General features: G+C 68.0%; 10 protein-coding genes. 4 read left to right on the top strand and 6 right to left on the bottom strand.

Going from position 1 to position 13,971, the window contains the following annotated elements; genetic code table 11:
* Positions 1 to 3 precede the first annotated feature (3 nt).
* From tssA to GTP77_RS09960, 3 genes are all read left to right on the top strand, one after another.
* A complete protein-coding gene (tssA, locus tag GTP77_RS09970; protein ID WP_161072013.1) occupies positions 4 to 1,080 on the top strand; it encodes a type VI secretion system protein TssA in 1,077 nt (358 codons plus the stop codon).
* A 118-nt stretch (positions 1,081 to 1,198) separates the two neighbouring features.
* Positions 1,199 to 2,827, top strand: coding sequence for a methyl-accepting chemotaxis protein (locus GTP77_RS09965; RefSeq protein WP_161072012.1), 1,629 nt, complete (start codon positions 1,199 to 1,201; stop codon positions 2,825 to 2,827).
* Between the two features lie 146 nt (positions 2,828 to 2,973).
* Positions 2,974 to 3,528 carry a tRNA-uridine aminocarboxypropyltransferase gene (locus tag GTP77_RS09960; protein WP_229202145.1) on the top strand — a complete coding sequence of 185 codons (555 nt, stop codon included), beginning with the start codon at positions 2,974 to 2,976 and terminating at the stop codon, positions 3,526 to 3,528.
* A 9-nt stretch (positions 3,529 to 3,537) separates the two neighbouring features.
* Here the strand turns inward: GTP77_RS09960 and GTP77_RS09955 are convergent, their stop codons facing one another.
* From GTP77_RS09955 to GTP77_RS09940, 4 genes are all read right to left on the bottom strand, one after another.
* Positions 3,538 to 6,411: an Hsp70 family protein gene (locus GTP77_RS09955; RefSeq protein ID WP_161072010.1), complete on the bottom strand. Its 2,874-nt coding sequence runs from the start codon at positions 6,409 to 6,411 to the stop codon at positions 3,538 to 3,540.
* A 9-nt stretch (positions 6,412 to 6,420) separates the two neighbouring features.
* Positions 6,421 to 8,295: an Hsp70 family protein gene (locus GTP77_RS09950; protein WP_161072009.1), complete on the bottom strand. Its 1,875-nt coding sequence runs from the start codon at positions 8,293 to 8,295 to the stop codon at positions 6,421 to 6,423.
* Positions 8,296 to 8,303: 8 nt separating this feature from the next.
* Positions 8,304 to 8,939, bottom strand: a complete 636-nt coding sequence (locus GTP77_RS09945; protein ID WP_161072008.1) for a DUF2760 domain-containing protein — start codon at positions 8,937 to 8,939, stop codon at positions 8,304 to 8,306.
* 206 nt (positions 8,940 to 9,145) lie between these two features.
* On the bottom strand, positions 9,146 to 11,326 hold the full coding sequence (locus tag GTP77_RS09940; protein ID WP_161072007.1) for a methyl-accepting chemotaxis protein: 2,181 nt from the start codon (positions 11,324 to 11,326) through the stop codon (positions 9,146 to 9,148).
* 162 nt (positions 11,327 to 11,488) lie between these two features.
* Between GTP77_RS09940 and GTP77_RS09935 the strand changes: the two genes are divergently transcribed.
* Positions 11,489 to 12,646, top strand: a complete 1,158-nt coding sequence (locus GTP77_RS09935; RefSeq protein WP_228895682.1) for a PA0069 family radical SAM protein — start codon at positions 11,489 to 11,491, stop codon at positions 12,644 to 12,646.
* Positions 12,647 to 12,683: 37 nt separating this feature from the next.
* On the opposite strand, the gene GTP77_RS09930 is transcribed toward GTP77_RS09935, so the two are convergent.
* Entirely contained in the window at positions 12,684 to 13,262 is a 579-nt protein-coding gene (locus GTP77_RS09930) for a gamma-glutamylcyclotransferase (protein WP_161072006.1), read from the bottom strand.
* 48 nt (positions 13,263 to 13,310) lie between these two features.
* Complete coding sequence (locus tag GTP77_RS09925; RefSeq protein ID WP_161072005.1) at positions 13,311 to 13,925, bottom strand: FMN-dependent NADH-azoreductase; 615 nt, start codon at positions 13,923 to 13,925, stop codon at positions 13,311 to 13,313.
* Positions 13,926 to 13,971: the final 46 nt, after the last annotated feature.

Below are 13,971 nucleotides of genomic sequence, written 5' to 3'. Positions count from 1 at the left end.
CACATGTTCAATATTGCGCAACTGCTCCAGCCCATCAGCGTACAGCAAGCCTGCGGAGAGGATATTTCCTTCGGCAGCGAGGTGGATGAAATCGTCAAGGCGCGGCTGGCGGACGACCCCACGCTGGACCAGGGCGCCTGGGTGACCACGCTGAAGGAGGCCGACTGGCCTTTCGTCTCCGCGCGCTGCGCAGCGCTGATAGAAGGCCGCAGCAAGGACTTGCGGCTGGCGGTCTGGCTGGCGGAAGCGCAGGCCAAGACGCGCGGATTCCGTGGCCTGGGCGACGGCTACGCGCTGCTGGCCGGCCTGTGCGCCCGCTATTGGGATTGCCTGCACCCGGCCATCGACGACGGCGACGCCGAGCAGCGCGTGGGCAATCTGTACTGGCTGCTGGCGCGCACGCCGCAGCTGGTGAAGGAGATGCCGGTAACGGAGAGCGGCGGCGTATCCATGGCCAGCTTCGATGCGGCGCGCCAGCGCGTGGCCATGGCCAGCAGCGCCAGCGCTGCGGCAGGCAGCGGCGGCTGGCCCACGCCCGCCGTGGCGGCGCCTGAAGGGCCGGGATTGGCCGAGCTGGATGCCGAGCGGCGCCGCAATTCGTCTCAATTCAACAACGCTTTGCTGGCGGATGCGCGCTACTGCCTGGCGTCTCTGCAGGAGCTGGAGCGCGCTGTGGATGAGCGGCTGGGCGTGGACGGGCCGGGCTTCGGCGCCGCCCGCGAGGCGCTGCTGAACGCCATCGATTTTATCGAGCCGCTGGCCACGCCGTCCGGCGAGGAGGGCGGCGCCGATTCCGGCGCCGGGCAAGGCGCCGGGAACACGCCCGGCGGCGCGGAAGGCCCGGGGCGTATGCCTTCCGGCCCGCCGCTGAACCGCGCGCAGGCGCTGGCCCAGCTTCGGCTGGTGGCGGAATTTTTCCGCCGCACCGAGCCGCACAGCCCGGTCGCCTACCTGGCCGACAAGGCCGCCGGCTGGGGCGAACTGCCGCTGCACTTGTGGCTGCGCGACGTGCTGAAGGAGCCCGGCGCCATCGCCCAAATGGATGAATTGCTAGGTGTTGCGGCGCCGCCCGCGCTTTGATCATCATGCTGATCGAATCCCAGTCTCAAAAAATTTCCTTATGGTAATTGTTGCAATCCAATGGAAATGCGCTCAGACTGCCCCAAAAGCACGATAAATTCGGCACGAGGAGACTGGTATGAAGAATTTGAGGATCGGCGTCAGGCTGGGTCTGGCTTTTACCGTGGTGCTGTTATTGTTGACGGCGCTAACGCTGGTAGGCATCGCCCGCATGCAGCAAGCCAGCGCCATGACCGAATCGCTGCTGCAGGACCATCTGCGCGTCGAGCGCATGGCAACCGAGTGGCAGAAGGTGGTGGAAGTGAACGCCGCCCGCACCACGGCCGCCTGGAAGGTGCAGGATCCGGCCGACCAGAAAGGCTTTGAACAGCAGATGGCGCAGGCCTCCAGCCGCGCCACCGAGCTGCAGGACGCCCTCGGCACCATCCTGCAGGACCCTGTCGGCAAAGAGCAGCACGCCGCCATCCTCGCCTCCCGCAAAGCCTACGTGGACGCCCGCAAAGCCGTGTTCAAGGCCAAGGCCGACGGCGACCTGGAACTGGGCAAGCGCCTCTTCGAGCAGGACATGGAACGCAACCGCGTGGTCTACCTGGCGGCGCTGCAAAAGCTGGTCGACACGCAGCGCGCGCAGCTCGACGCCAAGGCGGACCAGATCCAGAGCGGCAACGCGAGCGGCCGCAATATGCTCATCCTGCTGGGTGTGGCCGCCGTGGCGCTGGGCGTGGGCTTCGCCTGGTACATCACGCACACCATCACCAGCCCGCTCAGCGAGGCCGTCAAGGTGGCCGAGTCGGTCTCCGCCGGCGACCTCACCAGCGACATCGTCGTGGCGAGCAAGGACGAGACCGGGCAGCTGATGCACGCGCTGAAGAATATGAACAGCAACCTGGTCAACATCGTCGGCCAGGTGCGCGGCGGGACGGACACCATGTCCAACGCCTCCAGCGAAATCGCGGCGGGCAATATGGACTTGTCCTCGCGCACCGAGGAGCAGGCCAGTGCGCTGGAGGAAACCGCCTCGTCGATGGAGCAGCTGACGGCGACGGTGAAGATCAACGCCGAGAACGCGCGCCAGGCCTGCCAGCTGGCGGTGGACGCTTCCGAAATCGCCAGCCACGGCGGCGCGGTGGTGTCGGAAGTGGTGGCCACGATGGGATCGATCAACGATTCCTCGCGCCGCATTGTCGATATCATCAGCGTGATCGACGGCATCGCCTTCCAGACCAATATCCTGGCGCTGAACGCGGCGGTGGAAGCGGCGCGCGCAGGGGAGCAGGGCCGGGGCTTTGCCGTGGTGGCGTCCGAAGTGCGCAACCTGGCGCAGCGCTCGGCCTCGGCCGCCAAGGAGATCAAGGAGCTGATCAACACCTCGGTGCACCAGGTGGAAGCCGGCACCGGCCTGGTGGACAAGGCGGGACGCACCATGGACGACATCGTGGCCAGCATTGCCAAGGTGTCCGGCATCATGAGCGAGATCGCGAACGCCAGCGAGGAACAGCGCACGGGCATCGAGCAAGTGAACTTCGCCATTACGCAGATGGACCAGGTGACGCAGCAGAACGCGGCGCTGGTGGAGCAGGCCGCCGCCGCAGCAGCAGCCATGCAGGACCAGGCGGCGCAGCTGGCACAGTCGGTCAGCGTGTTCAAGCTGACGGATATGCAAATGCATGAGCGGGGCGGTGCGGCGCTGCCCGGCCGTACTGCGCGGCGCGCGGTGTCCGGGCGCGAAGTGGCGAGGCTGACTTAGGGTGCACGGGCTGGCGCGCGGCCTGCCGCTACGGCTACAATCGCGCCATGCCTCCCGACCAGCCTTCCGCCAAGACTCCCTCCAATAAACGCCCCATGTGCGCGGCCTGCCTGCGGGCGCAGGCGGCGTGCATCTGCCGCTGGGCCATGCCTGTATCCAGCGCGGCGCAAGTACTGATACTGCAGCATCCCATGGAAGTGGCGAACGCCAAGAACAGCGGGCTGCTGCTGCATATGTGCTTGCCGAACAGCCGCCTGGAAGTGGGCGAAGCGTTCGATCCGGCGCGGTTGGAGGCATTGCTGGCCGGGCCGTCTGCGCTGCGGCCGGTGCTGTTGTATCCCGATACGCCGGGCGACGCGTCGATGGGCATCGCGCCCGCGCCGCCGTTCGATGCGGCCTGGGCGGACGAGCCCTCCGGCCTGCTGCTGGTGGTGCTGGACGCCACCTGGCGCAAGAGCCGCAAGATGCTGTATCTGAATCCCGCCTTGCAGCGCTTGCCCCGCTTGCCGCTGCGCGATACGCCGGCGTCGCACTACCTGATACGCAAGGCGCATGCGCCGGACCAGCTGTCCACGCTGGAGGCCACGGCGTATGCGCTGGCGCAGCTGGAAGGGAATGAGGATAAGTATGCGCCGCTGATCACGGCATTCGATGGCTTTGTGACGCAGCGGCAGGGCTATGCGCCGGCGGGTGCGGCTTAGCCAAGTTATTCAGCTTAGCAGCTTCAATCCCGGCGGCAGCGCCTCGCCCAGCATGCGCTTCTCCATCGCCTGGTCCAGCTGCACCACCTCGCGCACCATGGCGCTCCACGTGGCGGGCGCGCGGGATGCTTCCATGCGCTGCAATATCTGCGCGCGCAATTCCTCGCTGATGTCGCGCGTGCGGTCGCCGGTCATGCGCGCCAGATGCGCTGCGGCGAAGCCGGCCGGCTCCACCTTCTTCCAGTCCAGCGTGAGCAGCACCGCCAGCCACTGTTCCACCGCCGCCACTGGCGCCACGTCGTGCGCGCTGCCGTGGAAGGGCTGGCGCGAACCCACACGGCCCAGCGCCCACAGGAAGCGGCCCAGCGCGGCTTCCGCCTTGTCCGCCTTGGCGGCGGACGCGGTGGCCAATTCCTGCACCTGGCCCAGCAGCCATTCGCCGATCTCGCCCTTGTAGGCGGATGGAATGCGCTCCAGCGACGCACCCAGGCGCAGCATGTCTTCCTCGCTGCCGTTCACCAGCGTGACGGGGCGGCGGCCGCGTTCCTGCTCGTCCGCTTGCAGGTTGAAGGCGAAATCGTCCAGCAGGCGCAGTTGCTGCGTCGCGTCCAGGCCGCCCGACACGCGGCGCCACAAGGTCCACCATTCCGAGCAGGCCTGGCTGTCCTTGTGGTACTGCAGGCCGGTCTCAAACATGGCCCACAGCTGTTCGATGCGCCACGCGTCCAGCGCATGGCCGAAGCCCGGGCGCAGGCAGTAGCCGGCCAGGTTGAGCCAGGCGCGTTCGTGTTCGGCCGAGCGGCGGCGGCCCTTGGCGCGCTGCAGCAGCGCGTCGAACAGGTGGCGCAGCAACGGCGTGGGCCAGCTTTCGCGCGCGCCCAGCAGGTGGTCCAGCTGGCGGCCCAGCTGGCGCACTTCCTTGCTGTCCACCTGCTGCGCGCGGCTGCCGAAGATGCGGTCGATTTTTTCCAGCGCGTCCTTGTAGCGGGGCGGCAGCGCGATTTCTTCCGCGCCTTCTGCGCCGCCGGCCGCGCCGTGGCCGCGCAGCTGGAACTCCAGCAGCCAGCGCTGCGGCTTGCCGCCTTCGTTCGCCACGCAATGCACTTCCAGCGTGCCCACTTCGCTCAGCGAAGCAGCCAGCTGCACCGGGATCTCCTTGAGGGCGGCCGCGTCGCCGCTGTCGCGCAGCACGGTGGCAATGGGCGGCAGGCGCACGAAGGAGGATGCATCTAGATCGGCCAGGTCGCCTGCGCGCGGCGGCGTGCCTGCGTCAGCGGTCAGGGACACAATGTGGAAGCGTACCGGGCGGCCCAGGCGCAGCGCGAAGCTGCGGTCCGCCAGGCGCAGTTCGACGCCGGTTTCGGCGCCGCGCGGCAGGATGCAGACGGCGCGGCGGCTGTCCTGCTTGTTATCGCCCGCTTCACCGTCCAGCAGCAGGAAGTAGGAGCGCGGTGAGCCGCCGCCGATGGTCGGCGCGCGGCCCTGCTTGCCGATGGCGTAGGCCACACCGCCGCGCGCCACCGCCACATCCGGGTTCTCGTTGTGCAGCACCTGGATCGGCTGGCCGCGCCAGGCGGACAAGGTGGCTTCCAGGCGCCTGGCCAGCGCGTCAGCGCGGAACACGCCGCCGTTCAGCAGCAGCGTGTCCGGAACCGGCAGGCTGGCATCGCCGCTGCCATCATCAACAGCCATGCCCAGTGCTTCGCGCGCGGCCGCCGCGTGCTGGCGCAGGAAGCTGGCCAGGTGGCGCGTGATGGCGGCGTCGGTCGCGTAGGGCAGGCCGAATTCGACGATGCCGCCGCGCGTGCGCCGGGCCTCCTCGTGCGGCTCGCCCATGGGGAAGAAACCGTCTACCACCATGCGTTCCACGTCCTCGCGCGCAAGGTCGGCCGAGCGCGTGCCGCCTATCAGCTTGGAGCCCGTGCCCAGCAGCGTGACGGACACGCGCTCCGGCGCGTCCGCCGCCAGCAGTTGTTCCTTGGCCGCGCGGCAGCGCTCCGTAAGCTGCGCCATGCGCGCCGCCGACAGCCGGGTGGCTTGCGCCGCCTGCTCGCCGTCTCCGGCCAGCCGCGCTTCCACCAGCCGCGCCAGCGCCAGGTCCATATTGTCTCCGCCCAGTATCAGGTGGTTGCCCACACCGATGCGGGTCAGTACGGGATCGCCGCCACCGGCCGGCAGCTCCACCTTGATCAAACTGAAGTCCGTGGTGCCGCCGCCCACGTCGCACACCAGCACCAGGCGCGTGTGCGCCAGTTCCTGCTCCAGCGTGGCGCGGTGCCGGTACAGCCAGTCGTAGAAGGCGGCCTGCGGCTCTTCCAGCAGCCGCAGCTTGGGCAGGCCCGCCATGCGCGCCGCCTCCAGCGTGAGCGCGCGAGCACCCTCGTCGAAGGACGCGGGGATGGTGAGCACGATCTGCTGCTGTTCGAAAGCGTGTTTGGGAAAACGCTGGTTCCACGCCGCCCGCACGTGCGCCAGGTAGCTGGCACTGGCGGCCACTGGGGACACCTTGGCCACATCATCCTCGGCGCCCCACGGCAGGATGGCTGCCATGCGGTCCACGCCGGGATGCGACAGCCAGCTCTTGGCGCTGGCCACGAGGCGGCCCGGCACTTGCGCGCCCAGCTTGCGCGCCAGCTGCCCGCCCGCCACTTCGGCCACGCCCGCCACGTCGGGCAGGCGCCACGGCAGCTGCAATTCGCCCGCCGCCAGCTCGCCCTCGGCCGGATGGTAGCGCAGCGACGGCAGCAGCGCCGCCGTGCCCACTTCACCCGGCGCCACCAGCTGCTCAATGGCGAACAGCTGCACTGCCTCCGAGCCGGGCTCGGAATAGGCCAGCACCGTGTTTGTGGTGCCGAGGTCGATGCTGACGAGGTATTGCTTCATGCGCTGGCGTTACTCCGCAGTGGCTGCGCGGACGTCGAACTCCACCTTCCAGCGCTGGCCATTATCGTTGGAGACGGCCAGCAGCTCCAGCGTGCCCGATTCGGTAGCCTGCGCGTGCAGGCGCACCTGCACCACGTCGCCCGGCTGGCGCCCTTCCGGCGACAGCGTCATCTGGATCGCGTTCAGCTCCACCAGTTCTTCCGGACCCCAGAAGTCCAGCAGCTCGCCGATCTGGTCCTGGCGGCGGGTGGACGAGCCGAAGAAGCGGAAGTCCACCGGTTCGCCGACCACCAGGCCGAATTCCTGGCCTGGCAGTTCCATCTCGCTGCCTTCCTCCATGCCGAACGGCGCCACGCACAGCGCCTGGATAGGCGGGTCCATGCCCGGGATGGCAGGCATGGACGACTCCACCGCCACGTAGTAGGAACGCGCAGTGCCACCACGGATGCGCACGCCGCTGCCACGGCGCACGTAGCTGTAGTAGGCCGCGCCGCGCGCCACGGCCAGGTCCAGGTCCGCGCCGCCCAGCATGCGCGCAGGTTCCGCGCCTTCCAGGTAGAGCCAGTCGTTGATGGTGTCCATCACGCGCTTGGCCAGCAGCTCGGACTTGAACACGCCGCCGTTGAACAGCACGGCGGTGGGATGCAGGAAGGTCGCGTCCGGATTCTGCTTGCCTTCGTAGCCTTGCAGCTCGCTGGTGGCGCCCAGCTGGCGCGCCAGGAAGGAGGCCAGGTGGCGCGTGACGCCCGCGTCCTGCGCGTACGGCAGGCCAAGCTGCGTCAGGCCGGCGCGGGTGCGCACGGCGGGACGGGCGGACGCTTCCACTTGCGGGAAGAAGCCGTCCAGGATGAAGGTCGTCACTTCGGTGCGGGTCAGCTCGGTGCGGATGGAACCGCCGATCAGTCTCGAGCCGCGGCTCGGCACCACGATGGGCCAGCTCTCCACGCTGGCGTCGGCCAGCAGGGCTTCCTTGGCGGCGCGGCAGCCGTAGGTGAGGGCGCGCAGCTGCCACGCGTCCAGCTGCGTGCCGTTGGCGGCCAGCTTGCGCGCCACCAGGTGGGCCAGCGCCAGGTCCATATTGTCGCCGCCCAGCAGGATATGGTCGCCCACCGCCACGCGGTGCGGTTCCAGCACGCCGTCGCGTTCCAGCACGGCGATCAGCGAGAAGTCGCTGGTGCCGCCGCCCACGTCCACCACCAGGATGATGTCGCCCGGCTTGACTTCCTTGCGCCAGCGGCCTTCGCTGCCCTGGATCCAGCTGTACAGCGCCGCCTGCGGCTCTTCCAGCAGCGTCAGTGCCTGATAGCCGGCGGCCTTGGCCGCGTCGGCGGTCAGCTCGCGCGCGGCCGGGTCGAAGGAGGCCGGTATGGTGACGGTGACTGCCTGCTCGGTGAATGGCGCGTCCGGATGCGCCGCGTCCCAGGCCTGGCGCAGGTGCGACAGGTAGCGGGTGGACGCCTCCAGCGGCGACACGCGCGTCACTTCTTCCGGCGCGTCGTTCGGCAGGATGGCGGCACGGCGGTCCACGCCGGGGTGGCACAGCCAGCTCTTGGCGCTCGAGACCAGGCGGATCGGCGTGGTGGCGCCACGGCTGCGCGCCATTTCGCCGGCCACGGCGGATGGCGATGCGCCCTGTCCGTCGGCCTGCCAGGGCAGCGCCAGCTGGCCCGGCGCCATTTCGTCCGGATGCGGCAGGTAGAGGAAGGACGGCAGCAGCGGCAGTTCTTCCACCGTGCCCGGCGCGGTCAGCTGCGGCACGCCCAGCACGGACTGCGCGGTTTTCTCGCCTTCGCTGGCCTGCAGGTCCACATAGGACAGCGCGCTGTGCGTGGTGCCCAGGTCGATGCCGATGGCGTAGCGCGGGCTGTTCGCGTTGTTGTTCATATCGCCGTTCACAGTTCCACCTCCGCCGGGGCCAGTACCTTGGCGTCATGCGCTTCGGCCAGTTTCGGCAGGCGCACGCTGGTGGCGCGCCAGCCGCGATGGCTCAGGCTGCCCTTGAACGGGGCTTTGCCGACCACGTTGCCGGTCAAGCGCACGGCGGCGGCGTCGAAGCCTTCCTCCAGCGTGACGCGCGAGCCTTCGGCTTCCGCGCGCACAGGCTCGATGGTGAAGTGTTCGCGCAGCACCTTGGCGCAGCCTTCGTGCACCACGCGCGCGGCGGCGCCGATGTCGGCGTCTGCGTAGGCGCTCAGGTTTTCCTGGGTGAAGTCGATCAGGCGCGCTTCGCGCTGCAGCAGGCTAAGCAGCTGCAGCGCGGCGTCCGGCGTGGCTTCGCGTAGGATCACCGGGGCCGGCGGCGCGGTGGGAGCTGCGGTAGGGGCTGCCGTTGGTGCAGCAGTCGGTGCAGCCGTTGGTGCTGCGGTCGGTGCGGCAGCCGGTGCTGCGGCCGTGGCGCCGGCCACGCGCTGGTTGATGCGCTGCAGGCGGGCGGCGAACTGCGGGTCCGACAGGGTGCGGAAGAAAGTGCCGAAGGCGAGCGCGATGCGGCTTCCCAGCGAGGGCAGGTTGGTGTTGGTATTGGTCATGTTGTGGTCAATTCGGGTCAAAAATCAGCCCGCCGCAGCAGGGAGCGCGGCCATGGGCTGGCGGTGTTGGTGACATCGGAGAGCGTGCGCGGCGCGGGGCGCCGGGCGCACGTGCGCCTGGGACAATGCGCATGATACCAGCTAGCGGGCTGGCGGCGAAATCCCCGCCCTGCGGGGATGCAGGGCGGGCTGGGTGCCGGGGCCGCTCAGAAGCGCACGAACTCCGCCTCGTCCATGTCCTCGCCCTGCTGGGCCAGGGATGGATAGACTTCCTTGCTGCGCAACATTTTGACGGGGGCCGGCCTGCGCGCGGCCGGGGCGGGGGCCTGCCGGCGCTGCGGCGCGGCGTTCACCTTGAAGAAGCCCATGGTCTGCTGCAGCTGTTCGGCCTGGCCGCTCATCTCCTCGGCGGTGGCGGCCAGCTCCTCCGAACTGCTGGCGTTCTGCTGCGTGGTCTGGCTGAGCTGGTTCACGGCAGAATTGATCTGCGCCACGCCGGCCGACTGCTCCTCGGACGCGGCGGCAATCTCCTGCACCAGCCCCGACGTTTTCTTGATGTTCGGCACCATCTGCTCCAGCAGGATGCCGGCCCGTTCGGCCAGCTCCACGCTATTGGTGGCCACCTCGCCGATCTCCTGCGCCGCCACCTGGCTGCGCTCGGCCAGCTTGCGCACCTCGGCCGCCACCACGGCGAAGCCCTTGCCGTGCTCGCCGGCCCGCGCCGCCTCGATGGCCGCGTTCAGCGCCAGCAGATTGGTCTGGTAGGCGATGTCGTCGATGATGCCGATCTTGCGCGCGATCTGCTTCATCGCCGCCACGGTGGCGTCGACCGCCTCGCCGCCCTCGGTGGCCTCCTGCGAGGCCTTGGCCGCCATGCCGTCGGTGGCCTTGGCGTTGTCGGTGTTCTGGGCGATGGAGGAGGTCATCTGCTCGATGGACGCGCTGGTTTCCTCCACGCTGGCCGCCTGTTCGCTGGACGCCTGCGACAGCGCCTGCGCCGTCGCGCTGACCTGCTCGGACGCGCTGGCCAGCGACTGAGCGCCCGAGTTGACCTCGGTGACCACCTGCAGCAGCTTGGCCATGGTGTTGTTGGCGTATTCCTTCAGTTCGGCGAAACTCCCCTCGTACTGTTTGTCTATGGTCTTGCTCAGGTCGCCATCCGCCAGCGCGCCCATCACGCGCACCACGTCCGCAATGCTGGCGCCGGTGGTGGCCATCAGCCGGTTCAGGCCTTCGCCCAGCTCCTTCTGGAAGCCCTGCAGCCCGGTCAGCTCCACGCGCGCTTCGAAGTTGCCCTGGTTGGCCGCGCCCACCACGCGCTGCTGGCCCTCGATCACCTGGCTCAGCTTGTTCACCGTGTTGTTGGCAAAGCGCTTCAGCTCGTCGAATTCGCCCTCGTAGGGCTTGGTGATGGTCTTGCTCAGGTCGCCTTCCGACAGCGCCCCCATCACGCGCACCACGTCGGCGATGCTGGCGCCGGTGGTCTCCATCAGCTGGTTCAGGCCCGCGCCCAGCTCCTGCTGGAAGCCCTGCAGGCCGGTCAAGTCGATGCGGACCTCGAAATTGCCCCGGTTGGCCGCTTCCACCGCGCGTTTCTGGCCGGAGATCACCTGGTTCAGCTTGGCCACCAGGTTGCGCATGGCGCGCAGCAGCTGGCCGGTTTCGTCCCTGGACTCGTCCTTGATGTCGATCGACAGGTCGCCGGCCTCCAGCCGCTCGGCCACCTGCACCGCCTGCCGGATCGGCCGCACGATGCTGAGGGTGATCCAGGCCGCGATCCCCACCGCCAGCAGTATGGCCCCGGCTGCCAGTGCGATTACCAGCGTGCGGGTGGATTCATAGGTGGCGGTGGCATCGTCGGCGGCCTTGTCCATCAGCTCGCCTTGCGATTTGGCCAAGGCCTCGAGCGCCTGCCAGAACTGGTCGTTGGTGGGGGCGAACTCGGTTTTCAGGTAGTCGATCGCGCCCTTGCGGTCCGACTTCACCAGCGCGTAGAAGGGCTCGTACTTGGCCGCCACCAGCTCGCGCTTGTCGAGGATGGTCTTGTACATCTGCTTGCCCGCTTCCGTGCTGAGCAGCTTTTGCACTTTGGCCAGGCCTTCGTTCATCTCGCCGCGATTGGTGTCCACCAGGCGGCGGTACTTGTCGACCTCGGCGTCGCTGCTGGAGAGCAGCATATTGCGCATCTGGCGCGCGTTGTCCATGCTGTCTTTCAATACCTCGTTGATCAGGACGACCTTGGCATAGTGCTCCTCGTACATGACGCGGCTGCTTTCGTTGACCGTGCCCAGGCGCTGGACACTGATGACGGACAAAATCAATAGCAGCACAACAACGCTGCCAAAGCCTAAGCCGAGGCGGGTGGCGATCTTCAGGTTTTTCAGCATGGGAATTCCCTGTCGGTTTTATCGGGTGACCTCGTTAATTATGCGCTGCCGCCTTGCGACACATTCTCTCCAATTATCACCAATATCCACCATTGCGCCGACGCGCCATCAGGCATAGAATACTGTATATAAACACAGTATTCAACCACCATCGAGGGCACCATGGACGACGAACAGCTTGAAGGGCAAGCCATGCTGCCGCCGGCGCCGCTGCGGGCGCAGAAAGGGCGCGGCGCGGTCAGCAATCTGCAGGGCCGCTACGAAATGCACGGCCGCGAGCAGTTCGATGATGGCTGGGAGCAGGAGGAGGACGGCGAGCCGCGCGTGTGGAAGACGCACGTCACGGACGAGATCGCCAAATCCATCCTCACCCGCAACAGTTCGCCGGACGTGCCCTTCGACGTGTCGCTCAATCCCTACCGGGGCTGCGAGCACGGCTGCATTTACTGCTTTGCGCGGCCCACGCACAGCTACCTGGGCCTGTCGCCGGGCATGGATTTCGAGAGCAAGATCTTCGCCAAGGTGAACGCGCCCGAACTGCTGCGGCAGGAGCTGGCGCGGCCGTCCTATGTGCCCGAGCCGATCGCGCTGGGCGTCAATACGGACGCCTACCAGCCCTGCGAGCGCGGCCTGCGCATCACGCGGCGCGTGCTGGAGGTGCTGCACGAGTGCGGGCATCCGGTGGGGCTGATCACCAAGTCCGCGCTGATCGAGCGCGACATCGACCTGCTGTCCGCCATGGCGGCCAAAGGGCAGGCTTCGGCCGCCATCACCATCACCACGCTGGACCCGGCCATCGCGCGCACGCTGGAGCCGCGCGCGGCCGCCCCGGCGCGGCGCCTGCGCACCATCCGCATGCTGGCCGACGCGGGCATTCCGGTCGGCGTGAGCATTGCGCCGGTCATCCCCTTCGTGACCGAGCCGGACCTGGAACGGGTGATGGAGGCGGCGTTCAAGGCGGGGGCCATGCACGCCAACTACATCGTGCTCAGGCTGCCGTGGGAGGTGAACCCGCTGTTCCAGCAATGGCTGGAGGCGCATTTCCCCGACCGCGCCCAGCGCGTGATGAACCGCGTGCGCGACATGCGCGGCGGCAAGGACTACGAAAGCGACTTCGGCAAGCGCATGAAAGGCGAGGGCGTGTGGGCCGATTTGATACGCCAGCGCGCCGAAAAAGCGATCCGCCGCTTCGGCATGGAAAAGCGCGGCAGCCGCTTCCGCCAGCTCGACGCCAGCCAGTTCAAGCGTCCCCAGGTAGTGCCCCCGGCCGGCGCCAAAGCCAAAGCCGCCGCCGCGGCGGGGCAGATGGATCTGTTCTGAGGCGACAGGGCTGTTGCCGCTGCTGTGAGCACGCCACTCAGGTGCGCGAGGCGATCAGCTCCACCAGGTATTGTTCGATGGCGAAGACGTGGGCGTCGTGCTTGCCCAACTCGCGCAGGGCCAGGGCCAGGTGGGTGAGGTAGTCGCTGTTGGGGCCGCTGGGGCCGGCGGAGCGCGCGATGTGGCGGGCGATTTCTTCTTCGCTCGCTTCGCCCAGGAAGGCTTCGTTGTCTTCCCGCGCCACATAGACCACGCCTTCGGCCGCGTCGCCTTCCACGTCGTCGAACGCCATCTCCACGGCCACCCGCAGGTAGCCGTTTTTCTCCCGGTAGTCCAGGTGGCCGAACACTTCCGGTGTAATCAGGTAGGCCATGCCGTGGCAGACCGCGCCGGCCTCGGGGATGATGGTGACCACCCGCCCCGGCGCGGCCGGCGTGCCGCGATGGTCGTGCGAACCCTGCCAGAAACGGCGCGACCAGCCTTCGATATGGGCCGGGCGCCGCTGCAGGTAGGGGAAGTCCGCCTTGTAGATCAGCGAACCGTAGCCGAACACCCACACGCTGGCGTGACCGGTGAAGTCCATCTGCTGGTTGATCGCGATCGTGTTGGCTGACATGGCTGAATTATAGCGAACCGCGCCGTACTGCCCAGCGCTGTAGCGCTATCAGGCCGGGCGCAGTTCGGCAGCCTGCCGCAGTGCGCCCTGGATGGCCTGCGCGCGCAGCTCGGCGCCCAGCGCGATGCCTTCGGCGCGCACCACGTCCACCTGCGCAATGCCCATGATGGAGAACACCGCCTTGAGGTAGGACTCCTGGTGGTCGGCCAGCATTTCGTGCGGCTGGCCGCCGCGCGTCGACACCAGCACCACGCGCTTGCCCGCCGCCAGGCCCACGGTGCGGCCGTCCGCGCCCACGTCATAGGTGCGGCCCTGCTGCAGCACGCGGTCCAGCCAGGCTTTCAGCGTGGACGGCACCGACAGGTTGAACATCGGCGCGCCCAGCACCAGCACGTCGGCCGCCAGGAATTCGGACAGCAGGGACTCGGACAGCAGTGCCTCGGCGCTCAGCTCCGCGTTCATCGGCAGGGCGGTGTTCCATTCGGACCGCATTACTTGCATCAGCGGACCGTTAACATGCGACAGTGGCGAAGCCGACAGGTCGCGGTAGATAACGCAGGCCTGCTCGTTGCCGGCGCGTAGCGCTTCCACGGCGGCGGCGCTCAGCTGCCTGGAAGCGGAGTTGTCGCCCAGGCAAGCTGAGTCGATATGCAAGATATTCATGATGAGCGCAATAAAAAACGAATGCGGGCAGCTTATACCTGCAACA

The organism is Pseudoduganella aquatica, assembly GCF_009857595.1.
GTDB lineage: Bacteria > Pseudomonadota > Gammaproteobacteria > Burkholderiales > Burkholderiaceae_D > Rugamonas > Rugamonas aquatica_A.
This window is presented reverse-complemented; position numbering and strand designations above follow the sequence as displayed.

Coding starts and splice junctions, on each gene's coding strand:
- GTP77_RS09945 (WP_161072008.1), bottom strand. CDS start 8,939: ATGACCAATACCAACACCAACCTGCCCTCGCTGGGAAGCCGCATCGCG.
- GTP77_RS09965 (WP_161072012.1), top strand. CDS start 1,199: ATGAAGAATTTGAGGATCGGCGTCAGGCTGGGTCTGGCTTTTACCGTG.
- tssA (WP_161072013.1), top strand. CDS start 4: ATGTTCAATATTGCGCAACTGCTCCAGCCCATCAGCGTACAGCAAGCC.
- GTP77_RS09955 (WP_161072010.1), bottom strand. CDS start 6,411: ATGAAGCAATACCTCGTCAGCATCGACCTCGGCACCACAAACACGGTG.
- GTP77_RS09940 (WP_161072007.1), bottom strand. CDS start 11,326: ATGCTGAAAAACCTGAAGATCGCCACCCGCCTCGGCTTAGGCTTTGGC.
- GTP77_RS09960 (WP_229202145.1), top strand. CDS start 2,974: ATGCCTGTATCCAGCGCGGCGCAAGTACTGATACTGCAGCATCCCATG.
- GTP77_RS09925 (WP_161072005.1), bottom strand. CDS start 13,925: ATGAATATCTTGCATATCGACTCAGCTTGCCTGGGCGACAACTCCGCT.
- GTP77_RS09930 (WP_161072006.1), bottom strand. CDS start 13,262: ATGTCAGCCAACACGATCGCGATCAACCAGCAGATGGACTTCACCGGT.
- GTP77_RS09950 (WP_161072009.1), bottom strand. CDS start 8,295: ATGAACAACAACGCGAACAGCCCGCGCTACGCCATCGGCATCGACCTG.
- GTP77_RS09935 (WP_228895682.1), top strand. CDS start 11,489: ATGGACGACGAACAGCTTGAAGGGCAAGCCATGCTGCCGCCGGCGCCG.